We start from the raw sequence: 13,793 nt of genomic DNA, 5'->3' as shown, positions 1-13,793 counted from the left end.
CCTGCCGCGGCAGGGCGATTAGTCCGCTTCGTGTTTCTGCAGGCTTCGTGTCTGTGCAGGCTTCAGATCTCTGCAGGCTTCAGTTCTCTTTAGCCCGCGACCGGTCGTCAGCCAGCGAAGCGAGTGAGACGCTCGACGGTCCGGCCGACACGAGCGGCGTCGTCCCACTCGTAGACCGTCGCCCCCGAGATGAGCACGCGCTCTGCGCGCGACTGCACGTCGAGGGGGTCACCCGACCAGATGACGACATCCCCGTCCAGACCCGGCTTGAGCGACCCGATCCGCGAGTCGAGCCCGAGAATCGCGGCCGGGTTGCTCGTCAGTGCGGCTAGAGCGACCTCCTTCGGCAGACCCTCCTTCACCGCCAATGACGCCTGGTGCACGAGGTAGTTGATCGGCACGACGGGTGCATCCGTGGTGATCGCCACGGTCACGCCAGCCCGGTGAAGGGCGGCGAGGTTTGAAATCGCGCGATCCCGGAGCTCCACCTTCGACCTCGAGGTGAAGAGCGGCCCATAGATCACGGGGATGTTCTTCTCGGCGAGCACGTCGGCGAGCTTGTGGCCTTCCGTCCCGTGGTTGACGATGAGTCGGTAGCCGAACTCCTCGGCGAGGCGGATGGCCGTCGCGATGTCGTCGTGGCGGTGGGTGTGCTGATCCCAGGCGAGTTCGCCGTCGAGCACACGACCCAGGGTCTCGAGGCGGAGGTCGCGCCGGAAGGGCTCGCCCTTCTCGGCGGCGGCCTGGCGCTGGGCCACGTAGAACCGCGCGTCCTCGAACGCCTGACGGAGGACGTAGGCAACACCGAGTCGGGTCGACGGCATGGCGTCCTTCCCGCCGTAGACGCGCTTGGGGTTCTCCCCCAGGGCGGACTTGACGCTCACCGAGTCGGAGATGATCTGCTCGTCGATGGTTCGTCCACCCCACGTCTTGATCGCGACACTGAGACCACCGATGACGTTTCCGCTGCCGGGCTTGACGAGGATGCTCGTGATGCCACCCGACAACGCGTCCCGGAAGCCCTCGTCGTCGATGTCGATGGCGTCGACGGCCCGGACACCCGCAGTGTTCGGATCGGTGAGTTCGTTCGTGTCGTTTCCGGCGGATCCGTTGGCCTCCTCGTGAATGCCGACGTGCCCGTGCGCCTCGACGAAGCCGGGAACGACCCACCGGCCGCCCGCATCGATGACGGTGGCGCCCTCGGGCACCGTGACGTCAGCCGCCGGCCCGACGGCTGTGATGAGTCCGTCCTCGATGAGGACCGTGCCCCCGTCGATCGGGGCGGAGGCCACGGGGACCACGTGGCCTCCGGTGATGGCGACGACAGACGGAACGTGCAGAAGAGAAGTGGTCATCCCTCCACCGTACGACGCCGCGCGAGGCTCCGCGGTCAGCCGGCTTTTTTCGCCTCGGGCTTTTTGGCGGCGGGCTTCTTGGCGGCGAGTGTCTTCTTCGCGGCCGGCTTCTTGGCTGCAGGCTTCTTGGCCGCAGGCTTCTTGCTCGCCGGCTTGCCCTGCTTGGCGGCACGGTTCTTCTCGACGCTCGCGCGCAGGGCGTCCATCAGGTCGATGACCTCTCCGCCCTTCTTCGCGTCGTCACTCTCGTCGTCCTCCGTCTCGCCGAAGGTCGCATCGGTGTCGAGCGACTCCCCCTCCTTGAGCTTGGCGTCGATCAGCTGCTGCAGTTCGCGCTGGTAGTCGTCGCTGAAGTCGGCCGGCTCGAAGTCGTCGCTCAGGCTGTCGACGAGGCTCGCCGACATGTCGAGTTCCTTGTCGGTGATGCGGATCGCTTTCGATAGCGCCGGGAAATCGGCCTCCCGCACTTCGTCGTCCCAGAGCAACGACTGCAGCATGAGCGTCTTGCCCCGCACGCGAAGCGCGCCGAGCCGCGTCTTCTGCCGGAGCGAGAAATGCACGATCGCGGTGCGGTCGGTCTCCTCGAGGGTGCGCCGAAGCAGCACGTACGCTTTGGCGGAAGAACCATCCGGCTCGAGGAAGTACGACCGATCGAACATGATCGGATCGAGCTGATCGCTTGGCACAAACTCGAGCACGTCGATTTCGCGGCTCTTCTCTTCGGGCAGCGACTTCAGGTCGTCGCTCGACAGCACCACTGTCTGGTCGCCGTCGTCGTACGCCTTGTCGATGTGCTCGTAGTCGACCACCTTGCCGCAGACCTCGCAGCGCCGCTGGTATCGGATCCTGCCCCCGTCTCTGTCGTGCACCTGGTGCAGCGAGATGTCATGGTCTTCGGTCGCGCTATAGACCTTCACCGGCACGTTGACGAGGCCGAAGGTGATGGCGCCTTTCCAGATGCTTCGCATGCGGGCCATTGTGCCCCGGTGCTCGCGATCGTGATCGGTCGTGCTCCCTGTTCTCGCCGGGTGCGACGGAGGAGCCGGGGTTGCCTTTTTTCGAATGTTAATGCTAAACAAGAACATCACTTCCGCTGATCAAAGGGGTCCAGTCATGTCGCTTAGCATCACTCGCCACCGGGCCGCCCGCGCCCTTGCCGTTGCTGTCGCCGTTGGGTGCGTCACTCCAATCGTGATGGGCGCAAGTACCCAGGTGCCCCAGTCGGCCGTGGCTACGACATCAGTTACACACAAGAGCGACCCCGCAGAGTCCGGGCAAGAATTGTTCCGGCAGATCATCTTCGGCCAGGGCGAGCTCCCCTTGGCGATGCAGGCTTATACCCCCGACCTTGAACAGACCACGGAAAGCCGCAAGATTGCCGCGTCGATCATGCATCGCCTGAATGAAGGCGATTTCTACTCAAGGTTTGCCAAAGAGATCACGAGTGGGAGCGCTACTCGCGTTGATTCCGTTCTACGACTCGCTTCAGAAAAGCTCGACGTAGCGATTGAAGATCTAGGTCTCGATCGAGACGCAGCAGCTCCAGGATCGACTCGCTACGCCGCCATCGCACTCGTTCTGTTCGCCGTCTCTGCCCTTGTCGTAGGGACGGTGGCCGTCCTGATTACGGCTGCGGTCTCCACGAAGGTAAAAATGTACGGGAGAGATTCATCGACGGCAGGCGGAGGCCTTTCCTACGAACGATGGGTGTCTGTAATCACGACCTCCTACGCCGCTTAGCCAGTTCGGTGAAGCTCAGACATCTCGGGATCGCATCACTTGCTACGGGGTGGGTCGGCATGACCGCGTTGGTTCTGCTCGCGAATCAGCCTGACACCGCGCTAACGACCCCTTGGTTGCAGGGTATTCAGAGGCCGATCCAGACAGTCGTTCCTGAACAGTGGGCATTTTTCACTAAAAGCCCGCGCGAGGACAGCCTGACGTCGTTTCGGTTGAAGTCCAGCGGAGAGCTTGACCCTGCGACCGTTTGGCCCAATTCATCCGCCGCCGCCATGTTCGGAATTTCGAGATCAGCACGAGGTCAGGCAATCGAGTTGGGCGCTATCGCGTCACGGATTAAGCCAGACGACTGGTCGGCTTGCCGTCCGGCTGCGAGCCTCAAGGATTGTGTCGCCGCCAAGCGCACCACCCCGCGACGTGTCGCAGACAACACAGCACCGGAGCCCACAATTTGCGGCCCACTCTGGTTGGCCCAGACCTCACCGGCACCCTGGGCCTTCGCTGCCATCGGGCAGGCACACGGTCAGCAGTCGATAGCGCGGGTGACCGTTCAATGCTAAATCGATGGGCAATTTGGCTCGATGACTTCGCACGCGCATATCGCTTCTCCGCCTGCATCGCGTTCGCTCGAAGTTTTGTGGCCCTTGGAGGCTTCATCTGCCTCGCGTTCACGCCGATGAATTTTCTTGCCCAGCCTTCCGGCACCAACCTGGACCACGCGTGCACGGGCATCGCAACCGTCTCATTGTGGTGCATCGCCCCGCCTGTATCTTTCGAGGTAGTGAGGTGGGCTACGGTCGCTTTTCTCACTCTTACTGCGGCGGGCTACCGCCCTCGTTTCACGGCTATTCCTCTTTGGTGGGTGCTCTTCAGCAACCAGGCAGCGCTGACGACGGTCGAAGGTGGGGACCAAATCGCATCCGTGCTTGCCCTTCTACTGATCCCGGTCTCGATGTCCGACAGTCGCAAGTGGCATTGGCTAGCCAAGTGCTGCGACGTCTCATACCGTGAACCTCGCCTTCGAGACGTCGTCCTCGGCCTCTCCCTCATCACCCTTCGACTTCAGGTGGCTTTCATCTACTTGAACGCGTGTCTAAGCAAGCTCGCCGTTCCCGAATGGATTGACGGAACAGCGATCTACTACTGGTTGAGGGATCCACTGTTCGGCCCCGCCCGATGGCTGAGACCCCTTACTGACGCTCTTTTCGTTCTCGGCCCGGCTGTTGCTTTGGCCACCTGGGGCGTCCTGGTGGTTGAGTTCTTTCTTGGCGTTTCCCTGCTCCTGCCAGGTACGGCGCGGCGGCCACTGTTGCTCGCAGGCCTGGGCTTGCACCTAGCAATTGCGGTCTGCATGGGTCTCTGGGGGTTTGGCGCGGTCATGGTCGGCGCTTTGATACTCCTGCTGGTCCCACCAACCGATCTTTCTAGCTACACCAGGGCGTTCATGCGACGGCCTCGAGCTCGCATGGGTTCGATCAGACACGTGTCGATTAGCCGAGCTGCGGAGTGCCCGGAATGACGACCAGGAGGGCTCGCGCGCCTCGCAAGATTTGTGTAGTGGCAATCGCCATGGCGCCAGTTCTGTACATCGGCACCTGCGCCGCACTTCTGCGAGGCGGCGGTCGCGACGTTCCTGTGCATTGGCGCAACGGGCGTCCAGATTCGTGGGAACCCGTGTGGCTGCTAGCGATCGAATTCGGCACCATCGCACTCGGCGCATCAGTCCTTTTCCTGGTCGTTCTCGCTCAGGGAGCAGACGACCGCAATTTCATCCGAAAGGTGGCCTTCGTGTCAGGGGCGCTTTCAGGAACGGTGGCTGTGTTTTGGTCTGCTTTGACCTTCGAATCCGAAGATCTACCGGGCCTCACACTCTTGTCGCCAGCCGGCATCTTGTACGGACTGGCTAGTTACTTCTCCCTTGGGGGTACCACTTTTGAAAGTAACGAGAGGAAGGCAAGAGCATGAAAACAGCAAGGCCGGAAGTTCGCGAGATGTCCGTCGTTCTCGCAGTCGCTTCCCTCGCAGTAGGTGCTGCCTTTATCGCCAGCGCAGCCATCGCTGTATTCGGTGGCGATCGGAGCTACCTCGTGACGGCTGGGCTGCTCGCGCTCTGCGCTGCCCTCCTGGCGGCGAACGCCTGGGTCACCGTGACCGTGACGGACGAGCGGCTCACCGTGCACTCGACCCTCTTCAGGATCCGCTGGAAGTCGATCGACTGGGACGACGTCGAGCTGGCTCTGCCCGTACACCTCCGTCCCCTCCACTGGGGAGGTTGGGGGTATCGGCTCGTCGCAGGTCGCTCCGGGATCATTCTCAGGTCGGGCCCCGGCATCGAATTACACCTTCGGAGCGGGCGCGCGTTCGACCTATCGTCTCGCCACGCTGACGATCTGCTTGCCGCGGCCGAGGGCGCCGGGGTAAGGGTCGAGCCGTGAGGCGAGCCAACAGGCGCGGAAAGTGACGCGGATCGGCCAAAGCGACGTGGCGCGCCGCGTCGGTGTGGCCGATCCGCGTCACTTCGCGGGGCGGGGCGGGGCGGCCAGACGACAGCTGAGGGGACAGGCGGGCCCCACGCGAGTTGACTGGTGCTCATGAGCCAGCTCGACAAAAAAGACCCGATCAGCCTCTACCCGAAGCCGCCGTTCCCGAAACAGGAGCAGTCGATCCCTGGCCTCGCCAGTGCCATGGAGCCCAAACCCGACCACGGCGAGACGAGCTATGTCGGCAGCGGCCGTTTGAAGGGGTTCCGCGGTCTCGTCACCGGCGCCGACTCCGGCATCGGCCGTGCCGCCGCGATCTCGATGTCGCGCGAGGGTGCCGACCTGGTGCTCAACTACCTTCCCGACGAGCAGTCGGACGCCGAGGAAGTACGCGACCTCCTCGAGTCGGAGGGACGCAAGGCCGTCCTCATGCCGGGCGACATCTCGGACGAGCAGTTCTGCTTCCACCTCGTCGGACGCGCGGTCGAGGCCCTCGGCGGGCTCGACGCCCTCGTCATGGTCGCGGCCCACCAGGAGGTCAGCGAAGACATCCTCGACATGAGGACCGAGAGCCTCGAGGCGACGTTCAAAACGAACGTCTACTCGCTCTTCTGGCTCAGCCAGGCGGCGATCCCGCATCTGGAGCCGGGATCCTCGATCGTCACCACCGGGTCGATCCAGGGCGCGCAGCCCTCCCCCAACAAGCTCGACTACGCCGTCTCGAAGGGGGCGATCGGTGTCTTCACGGCAGCGCTCGCGCAGCAGCTCGCACCGAAGGGGATCCGCGTCAACTCGGTCGCTCCCGGCCCCGTCTGGACTCCGCTGCAGCCGGCCTCGTCGGATGGCGAGACCGTGAGCCAGTTCGGGTCGCAGGCCCCGTACGGCCGACCCGGGCAGCCCGCCGAGCTCGGCGCAGCGTACGTGCACCTCATCAGCCCCGAGTCGAGCTACACCTCGGGCACGACCATCACGATCGCCGGCGCGACTCCGGCTTACTAGGCCGGAGGGCACCATGGCAGGCAAAGGCCGCAGCGATCGAGTCAGTGTCGGCGGGCACACGCTCCAGCTCACGAACCTCGACAAGGTGCTCTACCCCGCCACCGGTACGACCAAGGCCGACGTGATCGGCTACTACGCCGCGGTGGCGGAGTTTCTCCTGCCGCACACGGAAGGGCGCCCGGCCACCCGCAAACGCTGGGTCGACGGGGTCGAGGGCCCCGTGTTCTTCGAGAAGAATCTGCCCGACTCGGCTCCGAGCTGGGTCCCGCGGCATGCCATCGAGCACAAGGATCACGCCAGCGTCTATCCGATGGTCGACGACATCGCGACCCTCACGTGGCTCGGCCAGGTCGCTGCGCTCGAGATCCATGTGCCGCAGTGGAAGTTCGGGCCGAGGGGAGCGCAACGCAACCCCGACCGCTTGGTGATCGATCTGGATCCTGGTGAGGGCGTCGGCCTTGCCGAGTGCGTGGTCGTCGCCCAAGAGCTGAAGAAAATCGTCGACGGCATGGGCCTCGACCTGATGCCCGTCACCAGTGGCAGCAAGGGCATCCACCTCTACGCCACTCTCGACGGCAAGCAGACCGCGGCGCAGGTCAGCGATGTCGCCCATGAGCTCGCGCGCGCGATGGAGGCCGATCATCCCGACCTGGTGCTGAGCACGATGGGCAAGCAGGATCGCCGCGGCAAGGTGCTGCTCGACTGGTCGCAGAACAACGGCAACAAGACGACCGTCGCACCCTACTCGTTGCGCGGGCGAGACCGCCCCACGGTCGCCATGCCGCGGACCTGGCGCGAGCTCGCCTCGAAGAGCCTCCGGCAGCTTGAGTACGGCGACGTGCTCAAGGCACTGAAGAGACGGGGCGACCCGCTCGCCGAGATGTCGTCGGGCACACCGGTACCCCCGGGCGAGCTGACCGACGATTTCACCAACAGCGAGCACGCCGTCGCGCCTCAGGATTCCGGGGATCGGCAGGATCGCCTGGCCAAATACCGCTCCATGCGCGACGCGTCCAAGACGAGCGAGCCGGTCCCGGCGAGCGCGCCCGAGAGCACCGACGGCACCAGCTTCGTGATCCAGGAGCACCACGCCTCCCGACTGCACTGGGACTTCCGGCTCGAGCACGACGGCGTCCTCGTCAGTTGGGCGCTGCCGAAGGGCGAGCCGACCGATCCGAAACAGAACCACTTGGCCGTGCAGACCGAAGACCACCCGCTCGAATACGGCACCTTCGAGGGCACCATCGCGAAGGGCGAGTACGGGGCGGGCGAGGTCACGATCTGGGATTCGGGCACCTACGAGCTCGAGAAGTGGCGCGACGGCAAGGAGGTGATCGTCGTGCTCCACGGCGAGCAGCGCGGCTCTCGGAAGGTCGCCCTCATCCACACCGGCCACGGCGGCGGCAAGGCCGACGCCAATTGGTTGATCCACCGAATGATGGATGAACCGAAGGATCCGGCCCCGCCGCGCTCACCCCCTCGCCGAGCCGCGCCGCGCACCCGCTCCACCTCTGGCCCGATCGAACCCATGCTCGCGTCCGTGGGCACTCCGGGCGACATCGGCACCTCCGACGAGTGGGCCTACGAGCTCAAGTGGGACGGCATCCGCGCGATCGTCACCGTCGACGACGGACGGGTGACGCTCACGAGCCGGAACGGTCACGACCTGACGCCCTCGTATCCGGAGTTCGCGGACCTGGCCGAGCAGTTGCGCGACGCTGACGGCGCACCGGTCACCGACGCCGTTCTCGACGGGGAGATCGTCGCGGTCGACGACAAGGGGCGGCCCGATTTCGGGTTGCTTCAGACGCGGATGAAGCTGACGCGGGCCCGTGACATCGAACGGGTGCGGTCGACGGCGCCGGTTCGGATCCTTCTCTTCGATCTGCTCCGTTTGGGCGATCGCTCTCTGAAGAGCGATGACTACGACACCCGCCGGTCGGCTCTCGAAGAACTCGTGGAGGTGACGCGCGCCATCGACGTGCCGCCGGCCTTCGAGGGCGACCTCGACGAGGCGATGGAGTTCTCGAAGAAGCTGCGGCTCGAGGGAGTCGTCGCGAAACGCCGCGACGGCACCTACTCGGCCGGTCGTCGCAGTCGTGCCTGGATCAAGCTCAAGCACCATCTCACCCAGGAGGTCGTGGTCGCTGGCTGGCGCCCGGGTGCGGGGCGGCGCGCGAACGGCGTCGGATCGCTGCTGCTCGGCATTCCCGGCGATGACGGGCTCCGCTACGTCGGTCGGGTCGGAACGGGTTTTCGCGACCGTGACCTTGACGAACTCCTGCCGGTGTTCGAGCGGGCTGCCCGGAAGACCTCGCCTCTCGTGGGCGTCCCCGCGGCGGACGCCCGCGACGCGCACTGGATCACTCCGTCGCGGGTCGGTGAGGTCGAATTCGCCGAGTGGACGTCGACCGGCCGGCTTCGGCAGCCGAGCTGGCGCGGCTGGCGGCCCGACAAGGATCCGGGCGACGTCGTTCTCGAGGCGCCTCCCCGATGAGCGCGCCTCCTCCCCCTGCCGAATTTGAAGGAGAAATTGCGGTGCGGGGGCCCCGGAGCGGCATGTCTTCGTCGCCTGGCTCGCGTTTCTCCTTCGAATTTGCAGGCGGCACGGGCGATCTCGAGTCGTAGGGTGAGCCCATGACGGTTGATCGCTCGCGCACGGTGCTGGTCGTCGCGATCCTGGCGTCGTTCGTCGCCTTCCTCGACGGCTCCATCGTCACCGTCGCCCTGCCCGCCCTCGCGCGAGAGCTCGGCGGCGGCGTCACTCTGCAGCAGTGGGTGGTCGATGCGTATCTCTTGACGCTCGGATCCTTGATGCTTCTTGCCGGCTCGCTCTCCGACACGTTCGGCCGACTGCGCATTCTGACGGCGGGACTGATCGGCTTCGGGGCGACGTCGCTGCTGGCGGCATTCGCACCGAACGCCGAACTGCTCATCGCCGCGCGCGCCCTGCAGGGCATAGCCGGGGCGCTACTGGTGCCCTCGAGTCTGGCGCTCATCACGGCGACCTTCACCGGCGCGGCCATGGCCAAGGCGATCGGCACCTGGACGGCCTGGACGGGGGTGGCCTTCTTGATCGGCCCGCTCGTCGGCGGCGGCCTGGTCGACACGCTCGGCTGGCGCTGGGTGTTCGGCATCGTGGTGATTCCGGCGGCCGTGACTCTCGTACTCGTCACCCGTCTTCCCCGTGATGCCCATCGCGGCGTCGACGGCGACGCCCACATCGACGTGCCGGGAGCCATCCTCGGAGTGCTGGGACTGGCCGGGCCGGTGTTCGCTCTGATCGAGGGCCAGCGGATCGGGTTCGACGAGCCCCTCGTGATCGCGGCGCTCGTCGGCGGCCTCGCCTGCCTGGTGGTCTTCGTGCTCTGGGAGCGTCGCGCGGCGCATCCGATGATGCCGCTGCGCCTGTTCCGCGTGCGGGCGTTCGCGGTCGGCAACCTCGCGACCGTCGGCATCTACGCGTCGGTCAGCCTAGGAACACTCATGATCCCGCTCGTCGTCCAAGAGATCGGCCATCTGCCGGCGACCCTCTCCGGGCTCGTCACCCTGCCGACGACGCTCATCTCACTCGCCCTGTCGAGTCGTATCGGGGCCCTGGCCGGCCGGATCGGTCCCCGGCCCTTCATGACCTTCGGGCCGCTGATCAGCGCAGCGGGATTTTTCTGGATGCTCACCGTGCGCGAACCGCTCGACGTGTGGTGGCAGATCCTGCCCGGGGTCGTGCTGTTCGGACTTGGCATGACCGTCACGGTGACGCCGCTCACCTCGACCGTGCTCGGCGAGATCCGACCCGCCGAGGCCGGCATCGCGTCGGCCGTCAACAACGCGATCTCGCGGGTGGCCGGGCTGGTGGCCATCGCATTCGTCGGCGTGATCACCGGCGGCATGCTCGACGTCGCGGGATTCCACCGTGTGCTCGTCGTCGTCGCCGTGCTGCTGGTGCTCGGGTCGGCCGTATCGGCGATCGGGCTTCGTGCGCTTCCGAATTTGAAGGAGAAACCCGCCGCGACTGCGCCCGGATCGCCATGATCGTGCCTGCCGAACGAGGTTTTTCCTTCCAATTCGGGGGGGGCGAGCGGGGTGGCCGGATCCTGAGCGGTTCGGGTTGGAGAGGATGTGGCCGTGCGACGAGCCAGTAGGGGTGGCCCGCCGCACGACGTCTCCGAGCGAGACTTTGCCTCTCGCCGGGAGTCAGTCGGAGCCGTACAGACGAATGCGCTCTTCGAGCCAGTCGTCACTCACCGAGACGCGGCCGTAGTCGCCGTAATCGCCCTGAGCGCCGAGCGCGAGCTGTGACACTCCCTCGTCGTGGAGCTGTGCGTCGTCCATGGTGTGACCTCCTGAAATGAAGGTAGGCCACCGCAACGAGGGCGCACGAGCCCGCTTTCGGGGAGCGCTCGAACGGGGGCAGACCGGTCCGCTCCCCCTCGAATGCGCTCCAGACGGGACAGAGAGCGGGTGGGTCGTCTCCCCCCGCTAGCATCGGAACCATGCCCCGCCGCCGCCTCATCTGGCCCGCCACCCTCGTGCTCGTAGCTCTCGCCGCCGCTGTCTCGGTCAGCCTCGCACTGGTTCTCCGAGCGCGCGTCGACGCTGCTTTCGGGGTGCCGGGCCAACCTGCGCGATACAGCACGCAGCCCCTGGCCGACCCCTTCGAGCTGATGAACCAGGCGTCGGATGTCTCGTTGGTCGCACTCGCGCTCGTGGCCCTGCTCGTCGTGCTCGTGGTCATCACCGGTGTGACGGTCGTCGTGCGCCGCGCTCGGAAACGCCGCGATCGTGGGCGGCCCACGCCGGGCGCCGCCGCCTAAGCCTGCACTACCGCGGGTGCGCGCCCTCAGTAGCCCGCTTAGTCGTGCTGCTGTGTCTGGCTGGTCGCGAGCGCGACCCGAACAACGGCCTCCGGCTCGCTCTCGGGGAGGCGCAACCCGACGGCGGGCAGCACGACGCCGTCGATCAGGCCGACGAGGAAGTCGCGATCGACCGGCTGCTTCAAGATCAGCGTGCGATAGGCGACCATCGAGGGCGAGATAAGGGCCAGCTCGTCGATGTTGCAGTCGCCCGAGATCTCGCCCCGGTCGACCGCGCGCTGCAGCAGACGTCGGTTGATCTCGACCCGCGGCTCGACGATGGCGCTGTTGACCGCCGCCGACATCTCGGGACTGTGGGCCAGCAGAGCGACGATGCCCGCCATGACCTTGAGCTTCTTCTCGTTGTCTTCGATGGAGTGCGGCTTGATCATCGCCACGAGATCACCCCGGAGGGTGCCGGTGTCGGGCAGGACGTCAGGGGTCGTGCCGCGCTTCATGCACGCGATGGCGTCGATGACGAGCTCGCTCTTCGACGACCATCGTCGGTACAGCGTGGCCTTACCGGCCTTCGCCCTCGTCGCGACCATCTCGATGGTCATGCGGTCGTAGCCCGTCTCGGCCAAGACGTCGATCGCGGCCTGGAGGATCTCGGGATCACGGGAATGGTCGCGCTTGCGGCCGAGTTTGACCGGTGCGGGATCGACGTGCGTCATCGCGGCAGACCCCTTTCTTTGGTCGCCCCAGTGTACGACTTTCGATTGCGAAACTCTATAGTTCCGAAACTGGTCAGAACCGTATAGAGTCCTCGACATGTCTTCGATTTCTTCCGCTGCGACCGGTACTCCCGCCGTGGCTTCGCGTCGATGGTGGACCCTCACCACCGTCGCTTTGGCGCAACTCATGGTCGTGCTCGACTCGACCGTCGTGAACATCGCTCTCCCGAGCGCTCAGACCGACCTCGGCTTCTCCAACGGCGATCGGCAATGGATCGTCACCTCCTACTCACTCGCCTTCGGCAGCCTGCTGCTGCTCGGCGGCCGCCTCTCCGACCTCATCGGCCGTAAGCGCACGTTCATCATCGGCCTCATCGGCTTCGCGCTGGCCTCCGCCCTGGGCGGTGCCGCGGGCAGCTTCGGCATGCTCGTCTTCGCCCGCGCGCTTCAGGGGGCCTTCGGCGCACTCCTCGCCCCCACGGCCCTGGCGGTGCTCACCACGACCTTCACGATTCCGAAGGAGCGCGCTCGGGCGTTCGGTGTCTTCGGCGCCATCGCCGGTGCCGGGGGCGCGATCGGCCTTCTCCTCGGTGGCGTTCTCACCGAGAACTTCAACTGGCGCTGGAACCTCTACATCAACGTCGTCATCGCGATCATCGCCGTCATCGGCGCCGTGCTCTTCGTCACGACCGTTCCGCGCCAGGGCCCCCGCCCGAAGCTCGACGTGCCCGGCACGATCCTCGTCTCGGCCGCTCTCTTCTCCCTCGTCTACGGCTTCTCGAACGCCGAGACCGAGGGCTGGTCGTCGGCCCTGACCTGGGGCTTCCTGGCGGGTGCCGGGATCCTGCTCGTCGCGTTCGTGCTCTGGCAGCGTCGCGCGACCCACGCGCTCCTGCCCCTCAGCGTGATCCTCGACCGCAACCGCGGTGCCGCCTACCTGTCGGTGATGATCGCGGGTGCCGGCATGTTCGGCATCTTCCTCTTCGTCACCTACTACCTGCAGACGTCTCTGAACTACACGCCGATTCAGACCGGCGTCTCGTTCCTCCCGATGATCGGCATGCTGATCCTCGCGGCGCAGCTCTCGACCAACATCTTCGTGCCGCGGTTCGGCCCGAAGATCATGGTGCCCTTCGGCATGGTGCTGGGCGCCCTCGGCATGCTCTACCTGACGCGCCTCGGTCTCGACAGCACCTATGCCCGCGACGTTCTTCCGGCCCTGATGGTGCTCGGGTTCGGTATGGGCTCGATCATGCCGGCGTCGATTCAAACGGCGACGCTCGGCATCGACCGCGGCCATGCCGGAGTCGCCTCCGCCATGGTCAACACGAGCCAGCAGGTCGGTGGTTCGATCGGTACCGCGCTGCTCAACACGCTGGCCGCGAGCGCCGCGACGAGCTACGTGGCCTCGCACCTGCCGGCGACGGCTCAGACGGCGGCCGAAGCGGCGGTGCACAGCTACTCGACGGCCTACTTCTGGGGTGCCGGCTTCTTCGCGATCGGCGCAGTTCTTGCCGTGAGCCTGTTCCGCACTCGCGCCGACACGCGAGCTCGCGCCGAGGCTGCGGCAGCGGCGGCAGACAAAGCCGACAAATCCGAAGGATCCGCCCCGACGTCGACCACACCCGAGCCCGTGGTGGCTCACTAGCCACTGAGCTCCACCCCGACGCCCTCGCACGCTCGCGTGCGGGG

The 13,793-nt window shown here is 65.9% G+C and carries 13 protein-coding genes; 9 read left to right on the top strand and 4 right to left on the bottom strand.

Features of this window, described 5'->3' with window-relative positions; genetic code table 11:
* Positions 1-107 precede the first annotated feature (107 nt).
* Positions 108-1,355, bottom strand: coding sequence for an amidohydrolase (locus VH571_RS11035; RefSeq protein ID WP_423264612.1), 1,248 nt, complete (start codon positions 1,353-1,355; stop codon positions 108-110).
* Between the two features lie 35 nt (positions 1,356-1,390).
* Entirely contained in the window at positions 1,391-2,323 is a 933-nt protein-coding gene (locus VH571_RS11030; protein ID WP_423264611.1) for a Ku protein, read from the bottom strand.
* A gap of 145 nt (positions 2,324-2,468) precedes the next feature.
* On the opposite strand from VH571_RS11030, the gene VH571_RS11025 reads away from it, so the two are divergent.
* From VH571_RS11025 to VH571_RS10995, 7 genes are all read left to right on the top strand, one after another.
* A complete protein-coding gene (locus VH571_RS11025; protein ID WP_423264610.1) occupies positions 2,469-3,095 on the top strand; it encodes a hypothetical protein in 627 nt (208 codons plus the stop codon).
* Positions 3,059-3,655 (top strand): SdpA family antimicrobial peptide system protein, encoded by a 597-nt coding sequence (locus VH571_RS11020; protein ID WP_423264609.1) that lies wholly within the window; start codon positions 3,059-3,061, stop codon positions 3,653-3,655. The genes VH571_RS11025 and VH571_RS11020 overlap by 37 nt, the downstream gene beginning before the upstream one ends.
* A complete protein-coding gene (locus VH571_RS11015) occupies positions 3,649-4,614 on the top strand; it encodes a sporulation-delaying protein SdpB family protein (protein WP_423264608.1) in 966 nt (321 codons plus the stop codon). The genes VH571_RS11020 and VH571_RS11015 overlap by 7 nt, the downstream gene beginning before the upstream one ends.
* Positions 4,615-5,086: 472 nt before the next feature.
* Positions 5,087-5,530 carry a hypothetical protein gene (locus VH571_RS11010; RefSeq protein ID WP_423264607.1) on the top strand — a complete coding sequence of 148 codons (444 nt, stop codon included), beginning with the start codon at positions 5,087-5,089 and terminating at the stop codon, positions 5,528-5,530.
* A 156-nt stretch (positions 5,531-5,686) separates the two neighbouring features.
* Complete coding sequence (locus VH571_RS11005; RefSeq protein ID WP_423264606.1) at positions 5,687-6,574, top strand: SDR family oxidoreductase; 888 nt, start codon at positions 5,687-5,689, stop codon at positions 6,572-6,574.
* Between the two features lie 13 nt (positions 6,575-6,587).
* Positions 6,588-9,071, top strand: coding sequence for an ATP-dependent DNA ligase (locus VH571_RS11000; RefSeq protein ID WP_423264605.1), 2,484 nt, complete (start codon positions 6,588-6,590; stop codon positions 9,069-9,071).
* A 140-nt stretch (positions 9,072-9,211) separates the two neighbouring features.
* Entirely contained in the window at positions 9,212-10,606 is a 1,395-nt protein-coding gene (locus VH571_RS10995; protein WP_423264604.1) for an MFS transporter, read from the top strand.
* 162 nt (positions 10,607-10,768) lie between these two features.
* Here VH571_RS10995 and VH571_RS10990 read toward each other — a convergent pair whose 3' ends face one another.
* Positions 10,769-10,906: a hypothetical protein gene (locus VH571_RS10990; protein ID WP_157510156.1), complete on the bottom strand. Its 138-nt coding sequence runs from the start codon at positions 10,904-10,906 to the stop codon at positions 10,769-10,771.
* Between the two features lie 161 nt (positions 10,907-11,067).
* Between VH571_RS10990 and VH571_RS10985 the strand changes: the two genes are divergently transcribed.
* Positions 11,068-11,388, top strand: a complete 321-nt coding sequence (locus VH571_RS10985) for a hypothetical protein (protein ID WP_423264603.1) — start codon at positions 11,068-11,070, stop codon at positions 11,386-11,388.
* Positions 11,389-11,426: 38 nt separating this feature from the next.
* On the opposite strand, the gene VH571_RS10980 is transcribed toward VH571_RS10985, so the two are convergent.
* Positions 11,427-12,101: a TetR/AcrR family transcriptional regulator gene (locus VH571_RS10980; RefSeq protein WP_123942562.1), complete on the bottom strand. Its 675-nt coding sequence runs from the start codon at positions 12,099-12,101 to the stop codon at positions 11,427-11,429.
* A 97-nt stretch (positions 12,102-12,198) separates the two neighbouring features.
* Here VH571_RS10980 and VH571_RS10975 point away from each other — a divergent pair, with 97 nt between their 5' ends.
* Positions 12,199-13,749, top strand: coding sequence for an MFS transporter (locus VH571_RS10975; RefSeq protein ID WP_423264602.1), 1,551 nt, complete (start codon positions 12,199-12,201; stop codon positions 13,747-13,749).
* Positions 13,750-13,793: the final 44 nt, after the last annotated feature.

The organism is Frondihabitans sp. 4ASC-45 (assembly GCF_049472575.1).
Lineage (GTDB): Bacteria > Actinomycetota > Actinomycetes > Actinomycetales > Microbacteriaceae > Frondihabitans.
This window is presented reverse-complemented; position numbering and strand designations above follow the sequence as displayed.